Annotated in this window: 13 protein-coding genes and 1 pseudogene; 6 read left to right on the forward strand and 8 right to left on the reverse strand. The window is 68.9% G+C overall.

Annotated elements, in window-relative coordinates; translation table 11 throughout:
- The first annotated feature begins 46 nt into the window (after positions 1 to 46).
- On the forward strand, positions 47 to 772 hold the full coding sequence (locus AB0I15_RS29070; protein WP_358102037.1) for an amino acid racemase: 726 nt from the start codon (positions 47 to 49) through the stop codon (positions 770 to 772).
- A gap of 1,000 nt (positions 773 to 1,772) precedes the next feature.
- Complete coding sequence (locus AB0I15_RS29075) at positions 1,773 to 2,618, forward strand: glycerophosphodiester phosphodiesterase family protein (RefSeq protein ID WP_358102039.1); 846 nt, start codon at positions 1,773 to 1,775, stop codon at positions 2,616 to 2,618.
- A 239-nt stretch (positions 2,619 to 2,857) separates the two neighbouring features.
- On the opposite strand, the gene AB0I15_RS29080 is transcribed toward AB0I15_RS29075, so the two are convergent.
- Entirely contained in the window at positions 2,858 to 3,466 is a 609-nt protein-coding gene (locus tag AB0I15_RS29080) for a hypothetical protein (RefSeq protein ID WP_358102041.1), read from the reverse strand.
- A 143-nt stretch (positions 3,467 to 3,609) separates the two neighbouring features.
- Here AB0I15_RS29080 and AB0I15_RS29085 point away from each other — a divergent pair, with 143 nt between their 5' ends.
- Together AB0I15_RS29085 and AB0I15_RS29090 are read left to right on the forward strand one after the other, a co-directional pair.
- Complete coding sequence (locus AB0I15_RS29085; protein ID WP_358102043.1) at positions 3,610 to 3,786, forward strand: hypothetical protein; 177 nt, start codon at positions 3,610 to 3,612, stop codon at positions 3,784 to 3,786.
- The gene (locus AB0I15_RS29090) at positions 3,786 to 4,181 is read left to right on the forward strand and encodes a hypothetical protein (RefSeq protein ID WP_358102045.1); all 396 of its coding nucleotides are present in this window, start codon (positions 3,786 to 3,788) and stop codon (positions 4,179 to 4,181) included. The genes AB0I15_RS29085 and AB0I15_RS29090 overlap by 1 nt, the downstream gene beginning before the upstream one ends.
- A gap of 29 nt (positions 4,182 to 4,210) precedes the next feature.
- On the opposite strand, the gene AB0I15_RS29095 is transcribed toward AB0I15_RS29090, so the two are convergent.
- From AB0I15_RS29095 to AB0I15_RS29110, 4 genes are all read right to left on the reverse strand, one after another.
- Positions 4,211 to 7,033: a vitamin B12-dependent ribonucleotide reductase gene (locus AB0I15_RS29095; protein ID WP_358102047.1), complete on the reverse strand. Its 2,823-nt coding sequence runs from the start codon at positions 7,031 to 7,033 to the stop codon at positions 4,211 to 4,213.
- The gene (gene nrdR, locus AB0I15_RS29100; protein WP_103955744.1) at positions 7,030 to 7,485 is read right to left on the reverse strand and encodes a transcriptional regulator NrdR; all 456 of its coding nucleotides are present in this window, start codon (positions 7,483 to 7,485) and stop codon (positions 7,030 to 7,032) included. Before nrdR ends, AB0I15_RS29095 begins: the two co-directional genes overlap by 4 nt.
- A gap of 613 nt (positions 7,486 to 8,098) precedes the next feature.
- Positions 8,099 to 8,410, reverse strand: a complete 312-nt coding sequence (locus AB0I15_RS29105) for a LysM peptidoglycan-binding domain-containing protein (protein ID WP_358102049.1) — start codon at positions 8,408 to 8,410, stop codon at positions 8,099 to 8,101.
- Positions 8,401 to 8,784, reverse strand: coding sequence for a hypothetical protein (locus AB0I15_RS29110; protein WP_358102051.1), 384 nt, complete (start codon positions 8,782 to 8,784; stop codon positions 8,401 to 8,403). The genes AB0I15_RS29105 and AB0I15_RS29110 overlap by 10 nt, the downstream gene beginning before the upstream one ends.
- Before the next feature lie 1,744 nt (positions 8,785 to 10,528).
- Between AB0I15_RS29110 and lexA the strand changes: the two genes are divergently transcribed.
- Positions 10,529 to 11,236 (forward strand): transcriptional repressor LexA, encoded by a 708-nt coding sequence (gene lexA, locus AB0I15_RS29115; protein WP_358102053.1) that lies wholly within the window; start codon positions 10,529 to 10,531, stop codon positions 11,234 to 11,236.
- Positions 11,237 to 12,080: 844 nt separating this feature from the next.
- Here lexA and AB0I15_RS29120 read toward each other — a convergent pair.
- The 3 genes from AB0I15_RS29120 to AB0I15_RS29130 form a co-directional block, all read right to left on the reverse strand.
- Positions 12,081 to 13,475 carry a family 43 glycosylhydrolase gene (locus AB0I15_RS29120; protein WP_358102055.1) on the reverse strand — a complete coding sequence of 465 codons (1,395 nt, stop codon included), beginning with the start codon at positions 13,473 to 13,475 and terminating at the stop codon, positions 12,081 to 12,083.
- Between the two features lie 108 nt (positions 13,476 to 13,583).
- Positions 13,584 to 14,924 (reverse strand): glycoside hydrolase family 43 protein, encoded by a 1,341-nt coding sequence (locus AB0I15_RS29125; protein WP_358102057.1) that lies wholly within the window; start codon positions 14,922 to 14,924, stop codon positions 13,584 to 13,586.
- 104 nt (positions 14,925 to 15,028) lie between these two features.
- Complete coding sequence (locus AB0I15_RS29130) at positions 15,029 to 15,877, reverse strand: aminoglycoside adenylyltransferase domain-containing protein (protein ID WP_358102059.1); 849 nt, start codon at positions 15,875 to 15,877, stop codon at positions 15,029 to 15,031.
- Between the two features lie 164 nt (positions 15,878 to 16,041).
- On the opposite strand from AB0I15_RS29130, the pseudogene AB0I15_RS29135 reads away from it, so the two are divergent.
- Positions 16,042 to 16,596 (forward strand): annotated as a pseudogene (locus tag AB0I15_RS29135) (aminotransferase class I/II-fold pyridoxal phosphate-dependent enzyme); the annotation flags it as partial.
- Between the last annotated feature and the right edge of the window lie 83 nt (positions 16,597 to 16,679).

Raw genomic sequence — 16,679 nt, forward strand, 5'->3', positions numbered from 1 at the left:
GTTCATCATAAAAGCCAGACGTTCCGATCTAACGAACGGGGTCGGCATGCGACACCTCGGCATCCTCGCCCACAGCACCGAAGGCGCGGCCCTGAGCTTCCTGTCCTTCTGCCAGGAGGGCTTCCAGCGGCTCGGCCGGCACGACCATCCCGACATCACGCTCGACTACATCCCCTTCGGCCGCAGCATGGCGGCGTGGGACGCCGGAGATCACGACGCCGTCCGCGCGACGCTGTCGGTGAGCGTGGAGCGGCTCGCCCGTGCGGGAGCCGACTTCTTCATCTGCCCCGACAACACCGCCCATCTGGCGCTCGAACGCCCCGGCCCCGCCCTCGCGCTTCCCGGCCTGCACATCGCCGAGGTCGTCGCCGACCAGGCCGCCCGCGACGGCCGCAGACGGGTCGGCATTCTCGGCACCTCCTACACCATGGACGGCCCCGTCTACCCGCGAGCCCTCGCGGCCCGCGACATCGCCGCGGAGGTTCCGGACGCCGGCGACCGCAAGCTGATCAACGAGATCATCTTCGACGAGCTGGTCACCGGGGTCTTCACCGACGACTCACGGCGCGCCTATGTGGGGGTGATCGAGCGGCTGGCGTCCCGGGGCTGCGACGCGGTCGCCCTGGTGTGCACGGAGATCCCGCTCCTGATCACCCCGGCCGACTCACCCCTCCCCACCCTCGACTCGACCCGCCTGCTCTCGACAGCCGCCTTCGACACGGCACTCGACCACCACCCATTCCCCACATGGCGAGGCGGCCCCATCACCTGACCCCACCCCTCTCGGCACCGCGCTGATCTTCCGCATGATGAACACCGCCCCGTTGCACAGCGAATAGTCCTCGACCAACCCACGCACCTCCAGCACCATCCACTCACCGCGCACCCACAACTCCCGATCCCCAGCGAGAACCGCCAGGGCACCCGCACCCTTTGACGCCCTTGGCAACCACGCACCCTGCACCCCCACTCCCCGCACCCCAACGCCTGATGCACCGTTTGTCACCCTCGGCCCCGACCCCTCGGCCCCGACCCCTCGGCCCCCAGTTCCTTCACCGCCCAGTTCCTTCACCGCCCAGTTCCTTCACCGCCCAGTTCCTTCACCGCCCGCCCCAGTACCGTTGCCCCGTGCACCCCAACGCCTGACGCACCCAGACGCGCCCTCAGCCCCGAGCCCTCGTCCCCAGCTCCTTCGCCACCAACGCCCCTGCACCCGCGCTCCGTACACGCCAGCACCTTCGCGCTCTTTGAACCGGCGCCTCCTCAGCTTCTTCGGCGCCCAGCGCCCCTGCACCCGCGCCCCGCACACCCCAGCACCGGCGCGCTCATGGCCCCGACTCTTCGCATCCAGTTCCTTCAGCCTCTCGCGGCGCGCCCTCGCCCGGCGCTACCCGGTGCCTTGAACACCCTTGCCGCCTCGGTGCCGACCCCTCAGCCTCAGCCCTTCGGCTCCCAGCACCTCTCCACCCACGCCCCATGACCGCACCCAGCGCCTCGCGCGCCCTTGCGCCCTTGCGCCCTTGCGCCCCTGCGCCCTTGCGCCGACCGTCGGCGTCGCCATCGGGTTGCCGTCGTTCCTCACAGATGTGGCACTTGACCAGCGGTCGATCCCGTCAGGGCGTCATGCGCCGGCTCCATCGCCTGCTGCCCCGCCACCCCCCGCGTGTCGAATGCTCATCCCTGGGGCACCGGCGGGCTACTCTTCTCTCAACTAGAAGTCATGAGATCTTGTCACCGTCGAGTCGTAGGCCTCTCCCCGTTTGAGGAGACCCATGTTCAGACGACTCGCCGTCATCATCGCCACCTCCCTCACCGCTCTCCTCTCCACCCCAGCCGACGCAACAACCGCCCTCACCACGACCGCCCCCTCCAACGCGGTCAACGTCGCACATCGAGGCGCCTCCGCGTACGCCCCCGAGAACACGATCGCCGCCTTCGACCTGGCCGGCTCGCTGGGGGCCGACGTGTTCGAGATCGACGTCCAGGAGACCAAGGACCACGAGCTGGTCCTGATGCACGACACGACGCTGTCCCGCACCACCGACGTCGAGCAGGTCTTCCCCGGCCTGTCTCCATGGAACGTCGGCGATCTCACGCTCGCCCAGATCCGCAGGCTGGACGCCGGTTCGTGGTCGTCCGGCACGTACGAGGGCGAGGGCGTACCAACCCTCGGCGAGACGCTGCGCGAGATGAGCGGGTCGGGCATGGGCCTGCTGCTGGAGGTCAAGGCTCCGAATCTGTACCCGGGTATCGAGGGCCGCATCGCCGCCGAGCTGCGCCGCCACTCGTTCTGGCTCACGCCGGGGCGGCTGGTGGTGCAGTCGTTCGACTGGGGATCGATGCGGGAGTTCCATCGGCTGCTGCCCGACGTACCGATCGGGCTGCTGGGCACGCCGTCCACCGCCGAGTTGCCCGCGCTGGCGAAGTTCGCCGACCAGATCAACCCGCCGTACGGCACGCTCACGTCCGCGTACGTACGGCGCGTGCACGCCCTCGGCATGGAGGTCCTCACCTGGACCGTCGACAGCCCCGACACCATGCGCCGCCTGCTCGGCTACGGGGTGGACGGCATCATCACCAACAAACCAGACATACTGAGCGACCTGCTCCACGCCTGACGGGCGCACGGCGAACACCACCGGCCGAATGCGGACAGTCGTACACCGTCTTCCGCACAAGGCCGGCAGACCGTCACAACTCCCAGGTACAGGCGCTCGGCGATCCCCGGCTGGACAGCCCGGCGGCCACCCTGGCCGGCACATCCGCTCGCACACGCCACCGCTGAAGCCCATAGAGGCGACCGCCCGGCACCGCCCCTCGGCACCGAGCACCGGCCTGCCGTCGCATGTGCAGGGCACTAGAGCTGCGCCGCCTTCGTACGACCCCGCTCCCACGCCCACCGAAGCACAGCCGCGAACAGCAGGGCATACCCGGCGAACACGACCAAGAGCAGCGCCACCATCGGCTGCTCCGGCACCCCGCTCGCGTCCACCCCGTAGTCGATCACCGCCACGTAGTCCCGCTCCGCCCGATGCCACACGACGTACACGATGAGCTGCAACACCGGACTCACCACGAACGCCGTCACGGCCAGGATCATCAACACACCGGCGGGCCCCCGGCGAGCGGCCAGCAGCCCGATGGCCACCCACGCGACCACCTGCGTCACCAGCACCCCAGAGACGGCCACCAGGACATTGCCCCAGGGATCGGGGACGTTCCGGTGATAGTCCAGGCAGCAGTCGAACCCGACGATCATGTCCTGATTGCCGATCAACCGGGCGACCGCCACCTGCCCCAGCCGGTGCCACAGGTACAGCAGGACCCCGAACCCCACGGCGTACGCCGCCACCCGCCTCATGCTTCGGAGCATGACCGACACCGCCACCCCGATCCATGCGCCTGTCCGCACCTGGACAGGCGCATCCCGGACGAAGACGACGATCAGCGCCGTCCAGGTCGGCATGCTCGCCGACCCCTCGGATTCGGAACGAACCGCGACGCAGCACATACAGGCGGGCCCGAAAAGTGCGCTACTCGTCGTCCAGACGGAATCTAGAGAACCGGCGGCCAAGCCTCACCGTCCGCTACGCCCTCGGCGATCCGCTCTTGATCCAGTCGGCGGTGGCGGCGGTCGTGGAGCGGCGGGGAGGCGTCGACGTCCTGGTGGCCAACGCAGAACTGATACGGCGCCCGATCCCCGGACACCCCTTCGAGGACATCCCGGTCCAGGAGTGGGTTTCGGCGCTCCGCGTCAACATCCAGGGCGCCAGGTGCTCCGGCTGATGAAAGCACGCGGCTCGGGCCAGATCGTCTTCGTATCCTCGGATGGAATCCGGGTCGGCACGCTGGGACGCGAGAAGTTCGCCGCCGACAAGGCGTCGCTGAAGGAATTCGGCCGCAACCTGGCGGCGGAGAGCAGGCGCTCCAGCAACGTCGCGGCCCCGGGCGGCACCATACCCGGAGAGCAGGCCGCCCAGCTCCCCGACCGGCCGCTTCTCCACCCCGGCGGACGTCGCCAACACCGTCGCGTATCTCACTTCACCCGCCAACGGGAACATCGCCGGGACGGTGATCCCGGCCTCCGGTGGCATGTAGGCGGTATGCGCCGCCTTAGACACAACGCCTGCCGTGCCGTGGAAAGGGCGGGGCTTGTTCCGCCGATCGAAGCCCCGCCCTGACCAGGTTTTCTACCCGATGACCACCCGGATCAGCTGCAGCCGCTGGTCGAGCCGCAGCCCTCGCAGACGTAGCAGCTACCGGCCGGGCGCATCTTGGTGCCGCAGGTCATACAGAGCGGCGCGTCCGCGGTGAAGCGCTGGTGGCTCTCCAGTGTGAGCTCCAGCTCCTTACCCTGCTGCTCCGGTGTCTCCTTCGGCTGGGCGGTCTCGATGGGCGCCGACTGGGCCAGCGCCTCGCGGTCGACCGTCTCCTGCAGGGCCGCCGGGTCCTCGCCACGCTGCTGCGCGGCCCGCTCGGCCGCCGAGAAGATGCCCAGCGCCGCCCGCTCCTCGTAGGGCAGGTGGTCTAGGGCCACGCGGCGGAAGATGTAGTCCATCACCGACGTGGCCATGCGGATGTCGGGGTCGTCCGTCATCCCCGCCGGCTCGAAGCGCATGTTGACGAACTTGCTCATGTACGTCTCCAGCGGCACGCCGTACTGGAGCCCGATGGAGATCGCCACCGAGAACGCGTCCATGACGCCCGCGAGCGTGGAGCCCTGCTTGGACATCTTGAGGAAGACCTCGCCGAGCCCGTCGTCCGGGTAGGACGAAGCGGTCATGTAGCCCTTGGCGCCGCCCACCGTGAAGCGGGTGGTCATGCTCGGCCGCTGGTTCGGCATGCGCCGCCGGGTCGGCCGGTTGACCTCGATGACCTTGACCTCGGGCTCCGCCTCCTTCGGCTCCTCCTTCTTGGAGCCGTTGCCGACCGAGAGCGGCTGGCCGACCTTGCAGTTGTCGCGGTAGACGGCCAGGGCCTTGAGGCCGAGCTTCCAGCCCTCGAGGTAGACCTGCTCGATGTCGTCGATCGTGGCCGACTCGGGCAGGTTGACCGTCTTGGAGATGGCGCCCGACAGGAACGACTGCGTGGCGGCCATCATCCGCACGTGGCCCATCGGCGCGATCGCCCGCTCGCCCATCGCGCAGTCGAACACCTCGTAGTGCTCCAGGCGCAGGCCCGGGGCGTCGACGACGTGGCCGTGCTCGCCGATGTACTCGACGATGGCCTCGATCTGCTCCTGCTGGTAGCCGAGCTGCTTGAGCGCGCGCGGGATCGTCTGGTTGACGATCTGCATGGAACCGCCGCCGACGAGCTTCTTGAACTTGACCAGCGCCAGGTCCGGCTCGATGCCGGTCGTGTCGCAGTCCATCATCAGGCCGATCGTGCCGGTCGGCGCGAGCAGGCTGGCCTGGGCGTTGCGGTAGCCGTTCTTCTCGCCGAGCTTGAGGCACTCCGACCACTGGCGCGACGCCTCGGTGTGGATCTTCGCGTCCATGGAGCCGACCGTACGCAGGTCGTCGTTGGCTGCGGCGTGCTTGCGCATCACGCGCTTGTGCGGCTCGGCGTTGCGGGCATATCCGTCGTACGGGCCCACGACCCCGGCCAGCTCCGCGCTGCGGCGGTAGGACACACCGGTCATCAGCGAGGTGATCGCCCCGGCCACCGCCCGGCCACCGTCGGAGTCGTAGGCGTGGCCGGTCGCCATGAGCAGCGCGCCCAGGTTGGCGTAGCCGATGCCGAGCTGACGGTAGGCCCGCGTGGTCTCGCCGATCTTCTCGGTCGGGAAGTCGGCGAACGTGATCGAGATGTCCATCGCGGTGATGATCAGCTCGGTCAGCTTGACGAAGTCGGCGACGTTGAAGGAGTTGTCGTCCTTCAGGAACTTCAGCAGGTTGATGCTGGCCAGGTTGCAGGAGGAGTTGTCGAGGTGGACGTACTCGGAGCACGGGTTGCTGGCCGTGATCCGCCCCGTCTCGGGGGTGGTGTGCCAGTCGTTGATCGTGTCGTCGTACTGGACGCCGGGGTCGGCGCACTCCCAGGCGGCCTTGGCCATCTTGCGGAACAGGTCCTTGGCGTCGACCTTCTCGATGATCTCGCCGGTCAGGCGGGCGCGCAGGCCGAAGTCGTCGCCCTTCTCCACCGCGCGCATGAACTCGTCGGAGACGCGCACGGAGTTGTTGGCGTTCTGGTACTGGACGCTGACGATGTCCTTGCCGCCCAGGTCCATGTCGAACCCGGCGTCACGCAGCGCGCGGACCTTGTCCTCTTCGCGCGCCTTCGTCTCGATGAACTCCTCGATGTCGGGGTGATCGACGTCGAGGACGACCATCTTGGCCGCCCGGCGGGTCGCGCCGCCCGACTTGATGGTGCCCGCGGACGCGTCGGCGCCCCGCATGAACGACACCGGCCCGCTGGCCGTGCCGCCGCTGCTGAGCAACTCCTTCGAGGAACGGATCCGCGACAGGTTGACACCCGACCCGGAACCGCCCTTGAAGATCACGCCCTCTTCCTTGTACCACTCCAGGATCGACTCCATCTGATCGTCCACGGAGAGGATGAAACAGGCGCTGACCTGCTGCGGCGACTGCGTGCCCACGTTGAACCACACCGGCGAGTTGAACGCGAACACCTGGTGCGCCAGGGCGTGCTTCAGCTCGTGGTCGAAGATCTCGGCGTCCTCGTCGCTGGCGAAGTAGCCGTTGTCGATCCCGGTCCGGGTGTAGACGCCGACGACCCGGTCGATCAACTGCTTCAGGCTCCACTCGCGCTGCGGGGTGCCGACCGCGCCGCGGAAGTATTTGGTCGTCACGATGTTGGCCGCGTTGACCGACCAGAACTCGGGGAACTCGACGCCCCGCTGCTCAAAGTTGATCGATCCGTCGCGCCAGTTCGTCATGACGACGTCGCGGCGCTCCCACTGAATCTCGTCATATGGGTGCACACCGGGCTTAGTGAAGATCCGCTTCATCTTCAGTCCCTTACGCGGACGCTTGCCCCCGCGCGCCACTGAACCGCTCGCCGTCTCCGTCATGACTCCCCCTTCTCCGCCTTCAACTGTGAGATCTCGGCCTCGAAGTCCGCCAGGCTCTCGAAACCGCGATATACCGATGCGAATCGCAGGTAGGCCACCTCGTCGAGCTCCCGCAACGGGCCGAGGATGGCCAGGCCCACCTCGTTGGAGGGCAGCTCGGCCGCGCCTTTGGCCCTGATGGCCTCCTCCACCCGCTGCCCGAGCTGCGCCAGCGAATCCTCACTGACCGGCCTGCCCTGACAGGCCCGCCGCACGCCCGCGACCACCTTGTCCCGCGAGAACGGTTCCGTCACTCCGCTGCGCTTGCTCACCATCAGCAGTACGGTCTCCTGCGTGGTGAACCTGCGCCCGCATTCGGGACAGGTACGGCGACGCCTGATGGCCGCGCCGTCGTCTGTGGAGCGGCTGTCGATGACCCTGGTGTCAGGGTGGCGACAGAACGGACAGTGCACGCTTTCGCCTCCAAGACCTGCGGCCACCACACGCGCACAACCGTCGTGACGGGACGCTTCGCGCACGCTCCACGACTGACCATGGAGCGGTCACGGAAACACAAGGTGTGGTGAACTACATCGGTGTAACTACTAGATGTTGTGGTCCAACCGTAGAAGCGTGTGACCATGAACGCAAGTTGAGCAACCTCATCCGACTGAAGTCGCTGATCAGCCCACCATCCTCAGCCGCCCCGGGCGTGTCGCCTTCAACAGACGATCTTTGTGCAGGTGGGGACGTCACATGAGTTGCGTACGGCCTCGCTCGTGAACAAGCCTCACAAACGTACCGGATCCCCCAACCCCCGCCTCTCCCCCTCCACCCACACCCCTCCAAGACCTCCCCACACCCGCCCACACGAGAGGCGAAAAGGCGGAGAGACGAAGGCACAAGCAGGCTGCAAGGCGAACGGCTCATGCGACAGAAACAAGCCGCAGACCCCGCACAGACCAATGGAGGCGGCGTGTCTCGCCGAAGCGCCACACAGTCCATGGAGGCGGTGGGACCACACGGAGCGCCGCACAGATTCAAGCGCCACACAGACCATGGGGGTGGTGGGTCTCGTCGGGGCGGTCAACGTAAGGCGGCGGTGTTGCCTGGGACGTAGAGGCGGGTGCCAGGGCGGATGAGGGAGTTGGGCAGGCCGTTCAGCCGCTTGATCTCCTCGATCACCGCACCCGGGTCGTTGCCCTCGGAGAGCGCGTCGGCGATCTGCCACAACGTGTCCCCCTTGTGGACCTCCACCCACGGCAACCCCGCATGGCTCGGCACCACGACCCGCACCTCGGCATGCCCGGCCGCACGCGTACCCAGCCAGAAACCGCCCAGCGACAGCAACGCCACCGCGACGACCAGCACGATCCGCCCCCGCCGGGTCAGCCGCACCGGAGGAGCGGACTTCCGCCCCCGACCGAACCGCACGACACCCTGCCGACTCCCCCGATCCTGCCGACCCCTGCGACCTCGCCGCGCCGCCCGAACCAGAACAGTCTCCTGGTCCTGCCCAGCTCCGCGACCCTGCTCAACCGTCCAGCCTTGCCCAACTCCCTGACTCCGCCCAACTTCCTGGCCTCGCCCAACCCCGCGAACCCGCCCAGCCCTCCACTCTTGCCCCTGCCCGCGAGCCTGCCCAGCCCTCCAGCTTTGCCCCACTCCCTGGTCTCGCCCAGCTCCACGAGCCCGTCCGGCCCTCGACGCCTGCCCCGTTCCGCGGGCCTGCCCAGCTCTCCGGCCCTGCCCCGCTCCGCAGTCCAGCTCAACAACCTGGCCCTGCCCAACCTCCTGACCTCGCCCAACCCCTCGAACTTGCCCAACCTCCCGGCCCCGCTTCACCTCTCGGGCTTGCCCAACTGCCTTGTCCTGCTCAACTCCTCGGTCCCGCCCAGCCTCCAGGTCCTGCCCAGCCTCCAAGCCCTTCAGACCGCGCCGCCACGCGGCCCGCCGACCCCACAGCCGGATGCCTTCTGCCGCACGCCTGACTCCGCCCCGCCACCGGCCGCGCCGGCGAGAACCCCGCTCCCCTTCGTTACGCCGCCGCTCCCCGCTTCCGCCCTCGATCACTTCGCCGACCCCAGACCCACTCCCAAGCCCTCTACCGACCGCGGTTCCAACCGGAACCACCTGGCCGCTCTCGGTGCCGCTCCCGACCACACCGAGACCGGTCCCGGCTCCCCTGCCAACATCGGCACGACGCCGGGACATCCCACCTACGCCAGGCCGAAGCCCGGTCGCCCCAGGACGGCTCCCGTCTGACGCACTGCCGCCTCTCAAACGGCCTCCGCCAGTCGCACCGCCGCCCTTCAGACGACCTCCGTTCGCTACACCACCGCCCGTTAGACGACCTCCGTTCGTCACACCGCCCCTAGAGCGGCCCTCGTACTCGCCACCATCCCGGCCGTCACTCGCCGTACGCCTGCCCCGGAGCTTCCCCAAACCTCCCGAACCGGCTCCCGAGCCTGAAGTCGCCCGCTTCCACGTCTCCGCGGCAGCGGACCGCCCCCGCGCACCTCGTCCCGCGTCCGTCGCCTGTGCACCTTCGCTGTCGCCGACGGCCCCACTTGAGTCGGCGGCTGACCTCGCCGCGCCCTTACCGCCCAAACCGAACCACCTTGCCCGCCGGCCACTCGCCGAAGCGGGCGTCCGCGTCCCCCGCCCACGCTTGGCCCCGGACGATCTCGCCCCCCGCCCGCCTTTGGACCCGAACGACCTCGTCTCTCGATCACCGTCCGCCCCAGACGGCCTCTCACCGCCCGGCCCAGACCGGCTCTCCCCTTGATCACCGCCCGACCCAGACGGCCGCCGACCGCCCGAACCAGACCGCTTCGCCCCTCGATCGCCTTCCGGTCGGGAGACCCTCGGCCCTCGGTCGTCGCCCGAACCGGAGAGCCTCGCCCCCGGGCCGCCATCCGAGCCGATCGGTCGCGCCCTTGGTGTGCCGTCGGAGCCGAACGGTGTGCGTCTGCCGGCTACCGTGTCGTCGCCGTCCGGCGTTTCCCCGCCCCCGCGGGCCGCTTTTCCCTTGCTCGGCGGCACCGTGTCATCCGTGTCATCCGTGTCATCGCCCGTGCGCGGCGGCGGGACGAGGCGCAAATGCGGCCTTCCCCCACGATTCGAACGGGACTCCAGCCTCTTCCCGGAATTTCCCCGGGAGCCGGGCTCCGTCCGCGTATCGTCTCCCCGTCGATCCCTGCTCTGCGTGGCGTCGGCGATGAGCGTGAGTCGTTTGGTGTCTTCGCTGGTCGTGTCCGTATTTGTGGGTGTTCGCATGGATGACCTCCTCCCGTGTGGCCCGAGGAAAAGGCCAAATAAAGATCAGCAAATCGAACACGGTGTCGATCGAACTCCCGTACGATGTTGTACACCACGCTGGCGACAATTTCGAGGAAGACTCGAACAATTGTTTGAAGATGATCTTCATCAGCGATACGGTCGCTGTGTGCGACATCAAGACCACGGACCGGGAGGTGCGCCGGTGAGGCGGGCCGCCAGGCGAGGAGGAAGAGCATGACCGAGCGGGATGACGCAAACGGGGTCAGCGACCTCGCGGTGCGCCGACGAGACTCCCTGGGTCTGACTCCCAGGCAGCGCAAGATCCTCGAAGTGATCCGCGACTCGGTACAACAGCGCGGATATCCGCCCTCCATGCGCGAAATCGGCGAGGCGGTGCAGCTCACCAGCACGTCCAGCGTGTCGCACCAGCTCACGGCGCTGCAGCGCAAGGGCTACCTGCGCCGCGACCCGCACCGTCCGCGTGCCCTCGAGGTCCGCCTTCCGGGCGAGCCGGTGCTGTGGGTCGACCCCGACGCCACCGACGACGAGCCCGCGGTCAACCGCCCGACGGCCGCCTACGTCCCGCTCGTGGGCCGCATCGCCGCCGGTGGGCCGATCCTGGCCGAGGAGAGCGTCGAAGACGTCTTCGCTCTGCCCAAGCAGCTCGTCGGTGAAGGAACCCTGTTCCTGCTGCAGGTCAGCGGCGACTCGATGATCGAGGCCGCCATCGCCGACGGCGACTGGGTGGTCGTGCGCCAGCAGCCGGTGGCCGAGAGCGGCGACATCGTGGCCGCCATGATCGAAGGCGAAGCCACCGTCAAGACGTTCAAGCGCAAGGACGGCCACGTCTGGCTTGTCCCCCACAACTCCAACTACGAACCCATCCCGGGCGATGAGGCCAGTGTCCTGGGCAAGGTCGTAGCGGTCCTGCGCCGCCTCTAGCAGGGGCGACGTCTTGGGCGCGCGTCCAACCGCCGCGCCGCGTGATGGCGCGCGCCAAAATTCACACTTGCGGGGATATGTCACCGCCACCGGCCCGCTCGGCTGGTGACGGCTTTTGTCATGCTTGTGGGGCCTGTCTGGGTGACGGGCATTGTCGTGGTTGTGGTGGTGCGACGCTGGATGATGGGGGGGCGTCGTAGGTGGTTTGCGCGGAAGGCCGACTTGGCAGAGCTGTCCGAAAGGCTGCGGCCGGGCACGGACTGAAACCGCGGGCCAGCCTTCTGAAGCCGTAGGTCGAGGGGTTGTAGGTGGGGAGGAGCGGGCGTTGCGCGGCAGAGTACGCGCCGCACCGCGCGCCACCGCCCCTGGTCAGGGAACCTTCGGCAGCCGGTCTCTGTGCCGTGCGCCGCCGTCGTTCCTGTTGAGGGCATCACCGGTGACTAGCCTGCGTGTCGTCGCCACCGGGAAGGGGCGTCACGGGTTACCGATCTCTGTACAGGCGCTGTTGTCTTCGGTGAGGGGCCACCGCCTGCGATCGGCCTCTGTGAACGCGGCATCGTCCTCGGTGAGGCGATGGCCTGCCTTCGCACCCACGCGCCCTCGTCCGCGATGAGGGGCGACCCCCGCAGCCGGTCGCCGTGCCCGTGCGCCATGGTTCCTGTCAGGGATTCGCCGCGTTGGGCCATGTGTGCGTGAGTCTGCTCGCCGGGCGGCGTCCGGGAAGGGCGACTTCGGCTCACAGGAAGGCCGTCGGCCCACAGCCGCGTGGGTGTGTCGGGGGATGGCCTGTTGTGCTGTGGCTGGTGTTCGGACGCGCCATCGGTCCCGGTTGCGGAGCGGAGTATCACTCCAGGGTGAAGCTGGCGCTGGCTCGGAATGTGCCGGAGTTGTCGTTCTGCTCCACCCAGACCTGCCCGGCCCGGTGTCGTAGGAAGTACCCCGGGAAGTTGGCCGACTCCAGGGAGACCGTGCCCGACCCGGCCAGCCCCGTACGGCGGGTGAAGGTGGCGTCGGCGTTGAACTGGCTGGTTCCGTCCCGTTGCTGCACCCACGCCTCGAAGTTCCGGTGCCGCAGGTAGTACCCCGGGAAGTTCGTCGATTCCAGGGACACCGTGCCCGATCCCGACAACCCGGCCACGATCCGGAACTGTGAGTCGGCCAGCGGGGTGACGTTGGTCTCCAGGCGGGCCCGGTACTCCCAATGACGCACCGCGGCCCCGGGCGTGTCGTACGACATCAGCCGTACAGGCGTGAGCCCGTCAGGGACCGGGATGCCGAAGTCCGGGGTGCCGTCGGCGCGGTAGTACACCTTCTGTACGCGGGTACGCCGGTTCGGGTCGTTCAGGGGGTCGCCTGAGATGTCCCGGTAACTGCGGTCGTGGTAGACGAGGACGTCGCTCTGCCCGTCCTCCGAGACCGTGAACGAGTTGTGCCCGGGACCGTACTGGCTGGTCGCCGCGTTGCTGGCGAAGACGGGAATGGGGCTCTTCGTCCAGGAGGCGGCCTGGAGCGGGTTCGCCGTGGCGAAGGCCGTCAGCAGGCCCAGGCAGTAGTTGGCGTCGGTGGCGCTGGCCGAGTACGTGAGGAAGAGCCGGCCGTTGCGTTGCAGCACCGATGGCCCCTCGGCCACCTTGTACCCCCGGATCTCCCAGGCCAGGGCGGGCACCGTCAGCCGGGTCGTCGCGCCGGTGATCGTCCACGGGCTGGCGCCCATGCGGGCGATGTACAGGTTCGAGTTGGTCGCGATGCCGGGCTCCTGCTGCGCCCAGAGCAGGTAGCGGACGCCGTTGGCGGCGAACGTGGTGGCGTCCAGGGAGAAGGTGTCCCAGGGGGTGGTGATCCGGCCGCGCTCGGTCCAGGCGCCGGTCAGGGGGTTGGCGCTGGAGCTCTCCAGGACGTACATGCGGATGCGCCACACGTCGTCGGCCCGGCCGGCGGCGAAGTAGACGTACCACTTGCCGTTGATGAAGTGGATCTCCGGGGCCCAGATGTGCGCGCCCATCTCGCCGGTGGCGTGTTTGCGCCAGATGACCGTCTCGGGGGCGCCGGCCAGGCCCTGGATGGTGGTGGCCCGGCGGAGCACGATGCGGTCGTACTCGGGGGCGGTGGCGGTGAAGTAGTAGTAGCCGTCGGTGTGGCGGAAGATGTGCGGGTCGGCGCGCTGGGCGGCCAGCGGGTTGGTGTACTGGACGGCGGGTGAGGCGTGGGCGGCGCCCGGCGACAGGAGGTTGGCGGTCACGGTGAGGAGGGTAGCCACCAGGATGACGGCCACTGTGCGTCGGTGGGGGTGCATGGGCTCGTCCTTGGTCAGGCCCGCAGCGCCGTGGGGCGGACGGGGGCATGGAGGTCAGGCCAGTGCTGTGGTGAGGGTGAACGAGGCGTCGGAGGCGAAGACCGAGTCGGACGCCTTGAGGTCCAGTCGCAGCTCGTAGTTGTAGTGGCGCAGATAGCGTCCCGGCAGGTTGTACGACTCCAGCGACACCGTCCCCCCGCCCGCCAGCCCCGCCCGCCCGCAGTACGTCGCGTCGCCCTTGAAGATCGCCGAGCCGTCGTCGCTCTGCAGGGCCAGCCGCAGGTTGTAGTGCCGCAGGTAGTACCCGGGCTGGTTGACGGACTGCAAGGAGTAGCAGCCGGAGTGCGCCAGCCCGGCGACGACGGTGAACGTCGCGGACTGGCGGTCGGCGAGCGGGCCGGCGGCGGACACCGGGTCGATGTAGGCCAGGCCGCCACGGTGGCGTACGTACCGGTCGGGGAAGTTGGCCGAGCGCAGCGACCGGTTGCCGGCGGGCAGCGCGGTCGTGTCGCCCACGTCCTCGCGCAGCACGGTGAAGTGCCGGGCGGTCCCGGACAGCCCGGTCAGCTCCACCTTGGCGCCGAACGACGACAGGTTCGAGCTGTCGGCGTAGTAGTAACGCCCGCCGGTGTAGTTGTCGAAGTAGATCCGCCACCTGCCGTCCGGCAGCCGCGTCAGCGCCGGCCCCTCCAGCCCGGACCCCCATCCGGCCCAGTTGCCGGTGCCCGCGAACGTCCACGGCCCGGTGAGCGAGGAGGCGGTGGCGTGCTCGATGTACTTGGTCGTCTCGTTCTTCAGGAAGTTGTGGTAGGTCGAGCCCACCTTGACCACGAAACTGTCGATGTAGTTCGCCGGGATGCCCAGCGCCACCGGGGCGCTCCAGGACGACAGCGCGCTGTTGGCGGCCGTGATCCGGTACGGCCTGAACTGCCCGGCCGTGCCCGTCGTGGACGCCGAGTAGATGACGTGCACGCTGCCGTCGGAGTCCTTGAACCACTCCGGCGCCCACGTGCTGCCGGTGGCCCCGTTCAGCCCGACGCTGACGTTGCGCAGGAACGTCCAGGTCACGGTGTCGGCGCTGCGGGCGAAGCCGATGGCCGCGCCGGTCCAGTTCGTGGTGTAGACGAGGTAGTAGTAGCCGTCGGTGTGCCGCATCACGCTCGGGTCGCGGATCAGCCCCGACGGCGGCGTGTAGGCGTTGCCCCTGATCAGGTTGTAGCCGGTGGCGTTGGCGGAGTCGTAGACGTACATGTTCGACTCGCTGGCGTTGGTGAAAGCCGTCATCAGGTAGTGCGGCGCGGGCCCGGCGGCGTACGCGGGGGCGGAGGGCGCCAGCACGGCGGCGGCGATGACGGCGAGGAGCAGCGCCAGAACGCTCGAACGGGTGCGGCACATCCAGCGGCCCTCCGCAGCAGATGTTAGCGTTAACATCTCACAGCGCCCACGACCGGCGCGGTGATGGCGTTCGCGGGTATTCGTACCCCGGCAGCCGATCGCCGTCAATCCCCGCGAGAGCGGTAGAGCTTGTGGGCCGCCGTGATGGCCTGGTCGGCGAAGTTCAGGACGTCGCGCCTGCGCTCGAAGGGCGAGCCGTAGAGCGAGCGCCGCGGCGTGCCGAAGTGGTCGCTCAGCCCCGAGACCGCGCTCGCCAGGGTCGGCAGCGCGGTGTCGTCCTCGCGCAGCCGCAGGGCCTCGTTCACCACGCGGTGCCAGTGCTCGGGGAAGACCTCCAGCGCGTGGCGCGCCGCCCCCGTCTTGGAGGTGATGTCGCCGGTCGCCAGCGTGTAGTGCAGCCGTGAGACCCCCGTGACGACCCAGACGGCGCCATACCCGCCGAGACAGGTCAGCCCCCAGGGGGAGGCCAGGTGCGAGGCCCGGCCGACCAGGCGGCGCCAGTAGCGGTCGAGGTTGGTGTCCGTCCAGGCGGCCAGAGCGCCGGGATCGTTCCAGATTTCCAGCTCGCCCGGCTTCGGCCCCCGGCAGGTCAGCCCGTGGCGGGCCAGGGTGTGCCAGGTGACCGGGTTGACCCCGCCCCGCCGGTTGAGCCGACCGGTGTGCGCCTGAGGGCGTTCGCCCAGCTCGGCGGGGTTGTGCCCGAGATCGTCCCACGTCAGATAGACGCCGTCGAACGGATGCGCGCCGAGCTTGGTGTGGATGCGCTCCAGCACCTCGGCCCGCGGCGGCTCGGCCGTGACCGCGACGAAGTCCACGTCGCTCGTCCCCGGCCGGTAGTCGCCCAGGGCCGCCGAGCCTTCCAGGTAAAGACCTTCCACCAGCCCGGGAGCCTCAGCGTCGGCCAGAGAGAGGTACGTCTCGACAATCGCATCGATCTTCGGGTGGGGCGTCATGGCCTCCCAGCCTGCCATAATCCACGCCACCGCCTCATCACAATCAACAATCCTAGAATGGCAGGGTGAATGAGGCATATACCCCCTTAGACCTCAAGTCCACACATGACGGCCTTAAATGGGCAACCGTCGACCAAGACGTGATCCCCGCCTGGGTGGCCGACATGGATCTGCCCACCGCGCCCGCGGTCACCGAGGCCCTGCGGCGTCGGGCCGGCGGCGACCTCGGCTACCCGCCCTGGCTCCTCGACGCGACCGCCGGGCCGCTGGCCGAGGCGTTCGCCGAGCGCATGGCCGGCCGCTTCGGCTGGAACGCGGACCCCTCGCTGGTGCGCTCGTTCAACGACCTCAACCAGGCCCTCCAGGTGCTCCTCCACATCTGGACGAAGCCGGGGGACGCCGTCGCCGTGCACACCCCCGCCTACCACCCGTTCCTGGACACGCTGCGGGTCATGGAGCGTCCTCTCTGCCCCGTCCGGTTCGAGCCGGCCGGCGCCACGTGGCGCTTCGAGGTGCCCGACCTGTCGGGCTGCCGGGTGCTCCTGCTGGTCAACCCGCACAACCCGACCGGCCGCGTGCTCACCCGCGCCGAGCTGACCGAGCTGGCCGAGCACGCCGAGCGCCACGACCTGCTGGTGATCGCGGACGAGATCCACGCCGACCTGATCTTCGAACCGCACCGGCACATCCCGTTCGCCACGATCCTGCCCGAGCGCACGGTCACGCTCACGTCGGCGACGAAGGCGTTCAACCTGGGCGGCATCCGCTGCTCGGTCGCCCACTTCGGCCACCCGGGCGTCCA

Origin of the sequence: Nonomuraea sp. NPDC050643, from assembly GCF_040654715.1 — a bacterium.
Classification (GTDB): Bacteria; Actinomycetota; Actinomycetes; order Streptosporangiales; family Streptosporangiaceae; genus Nonomuraea.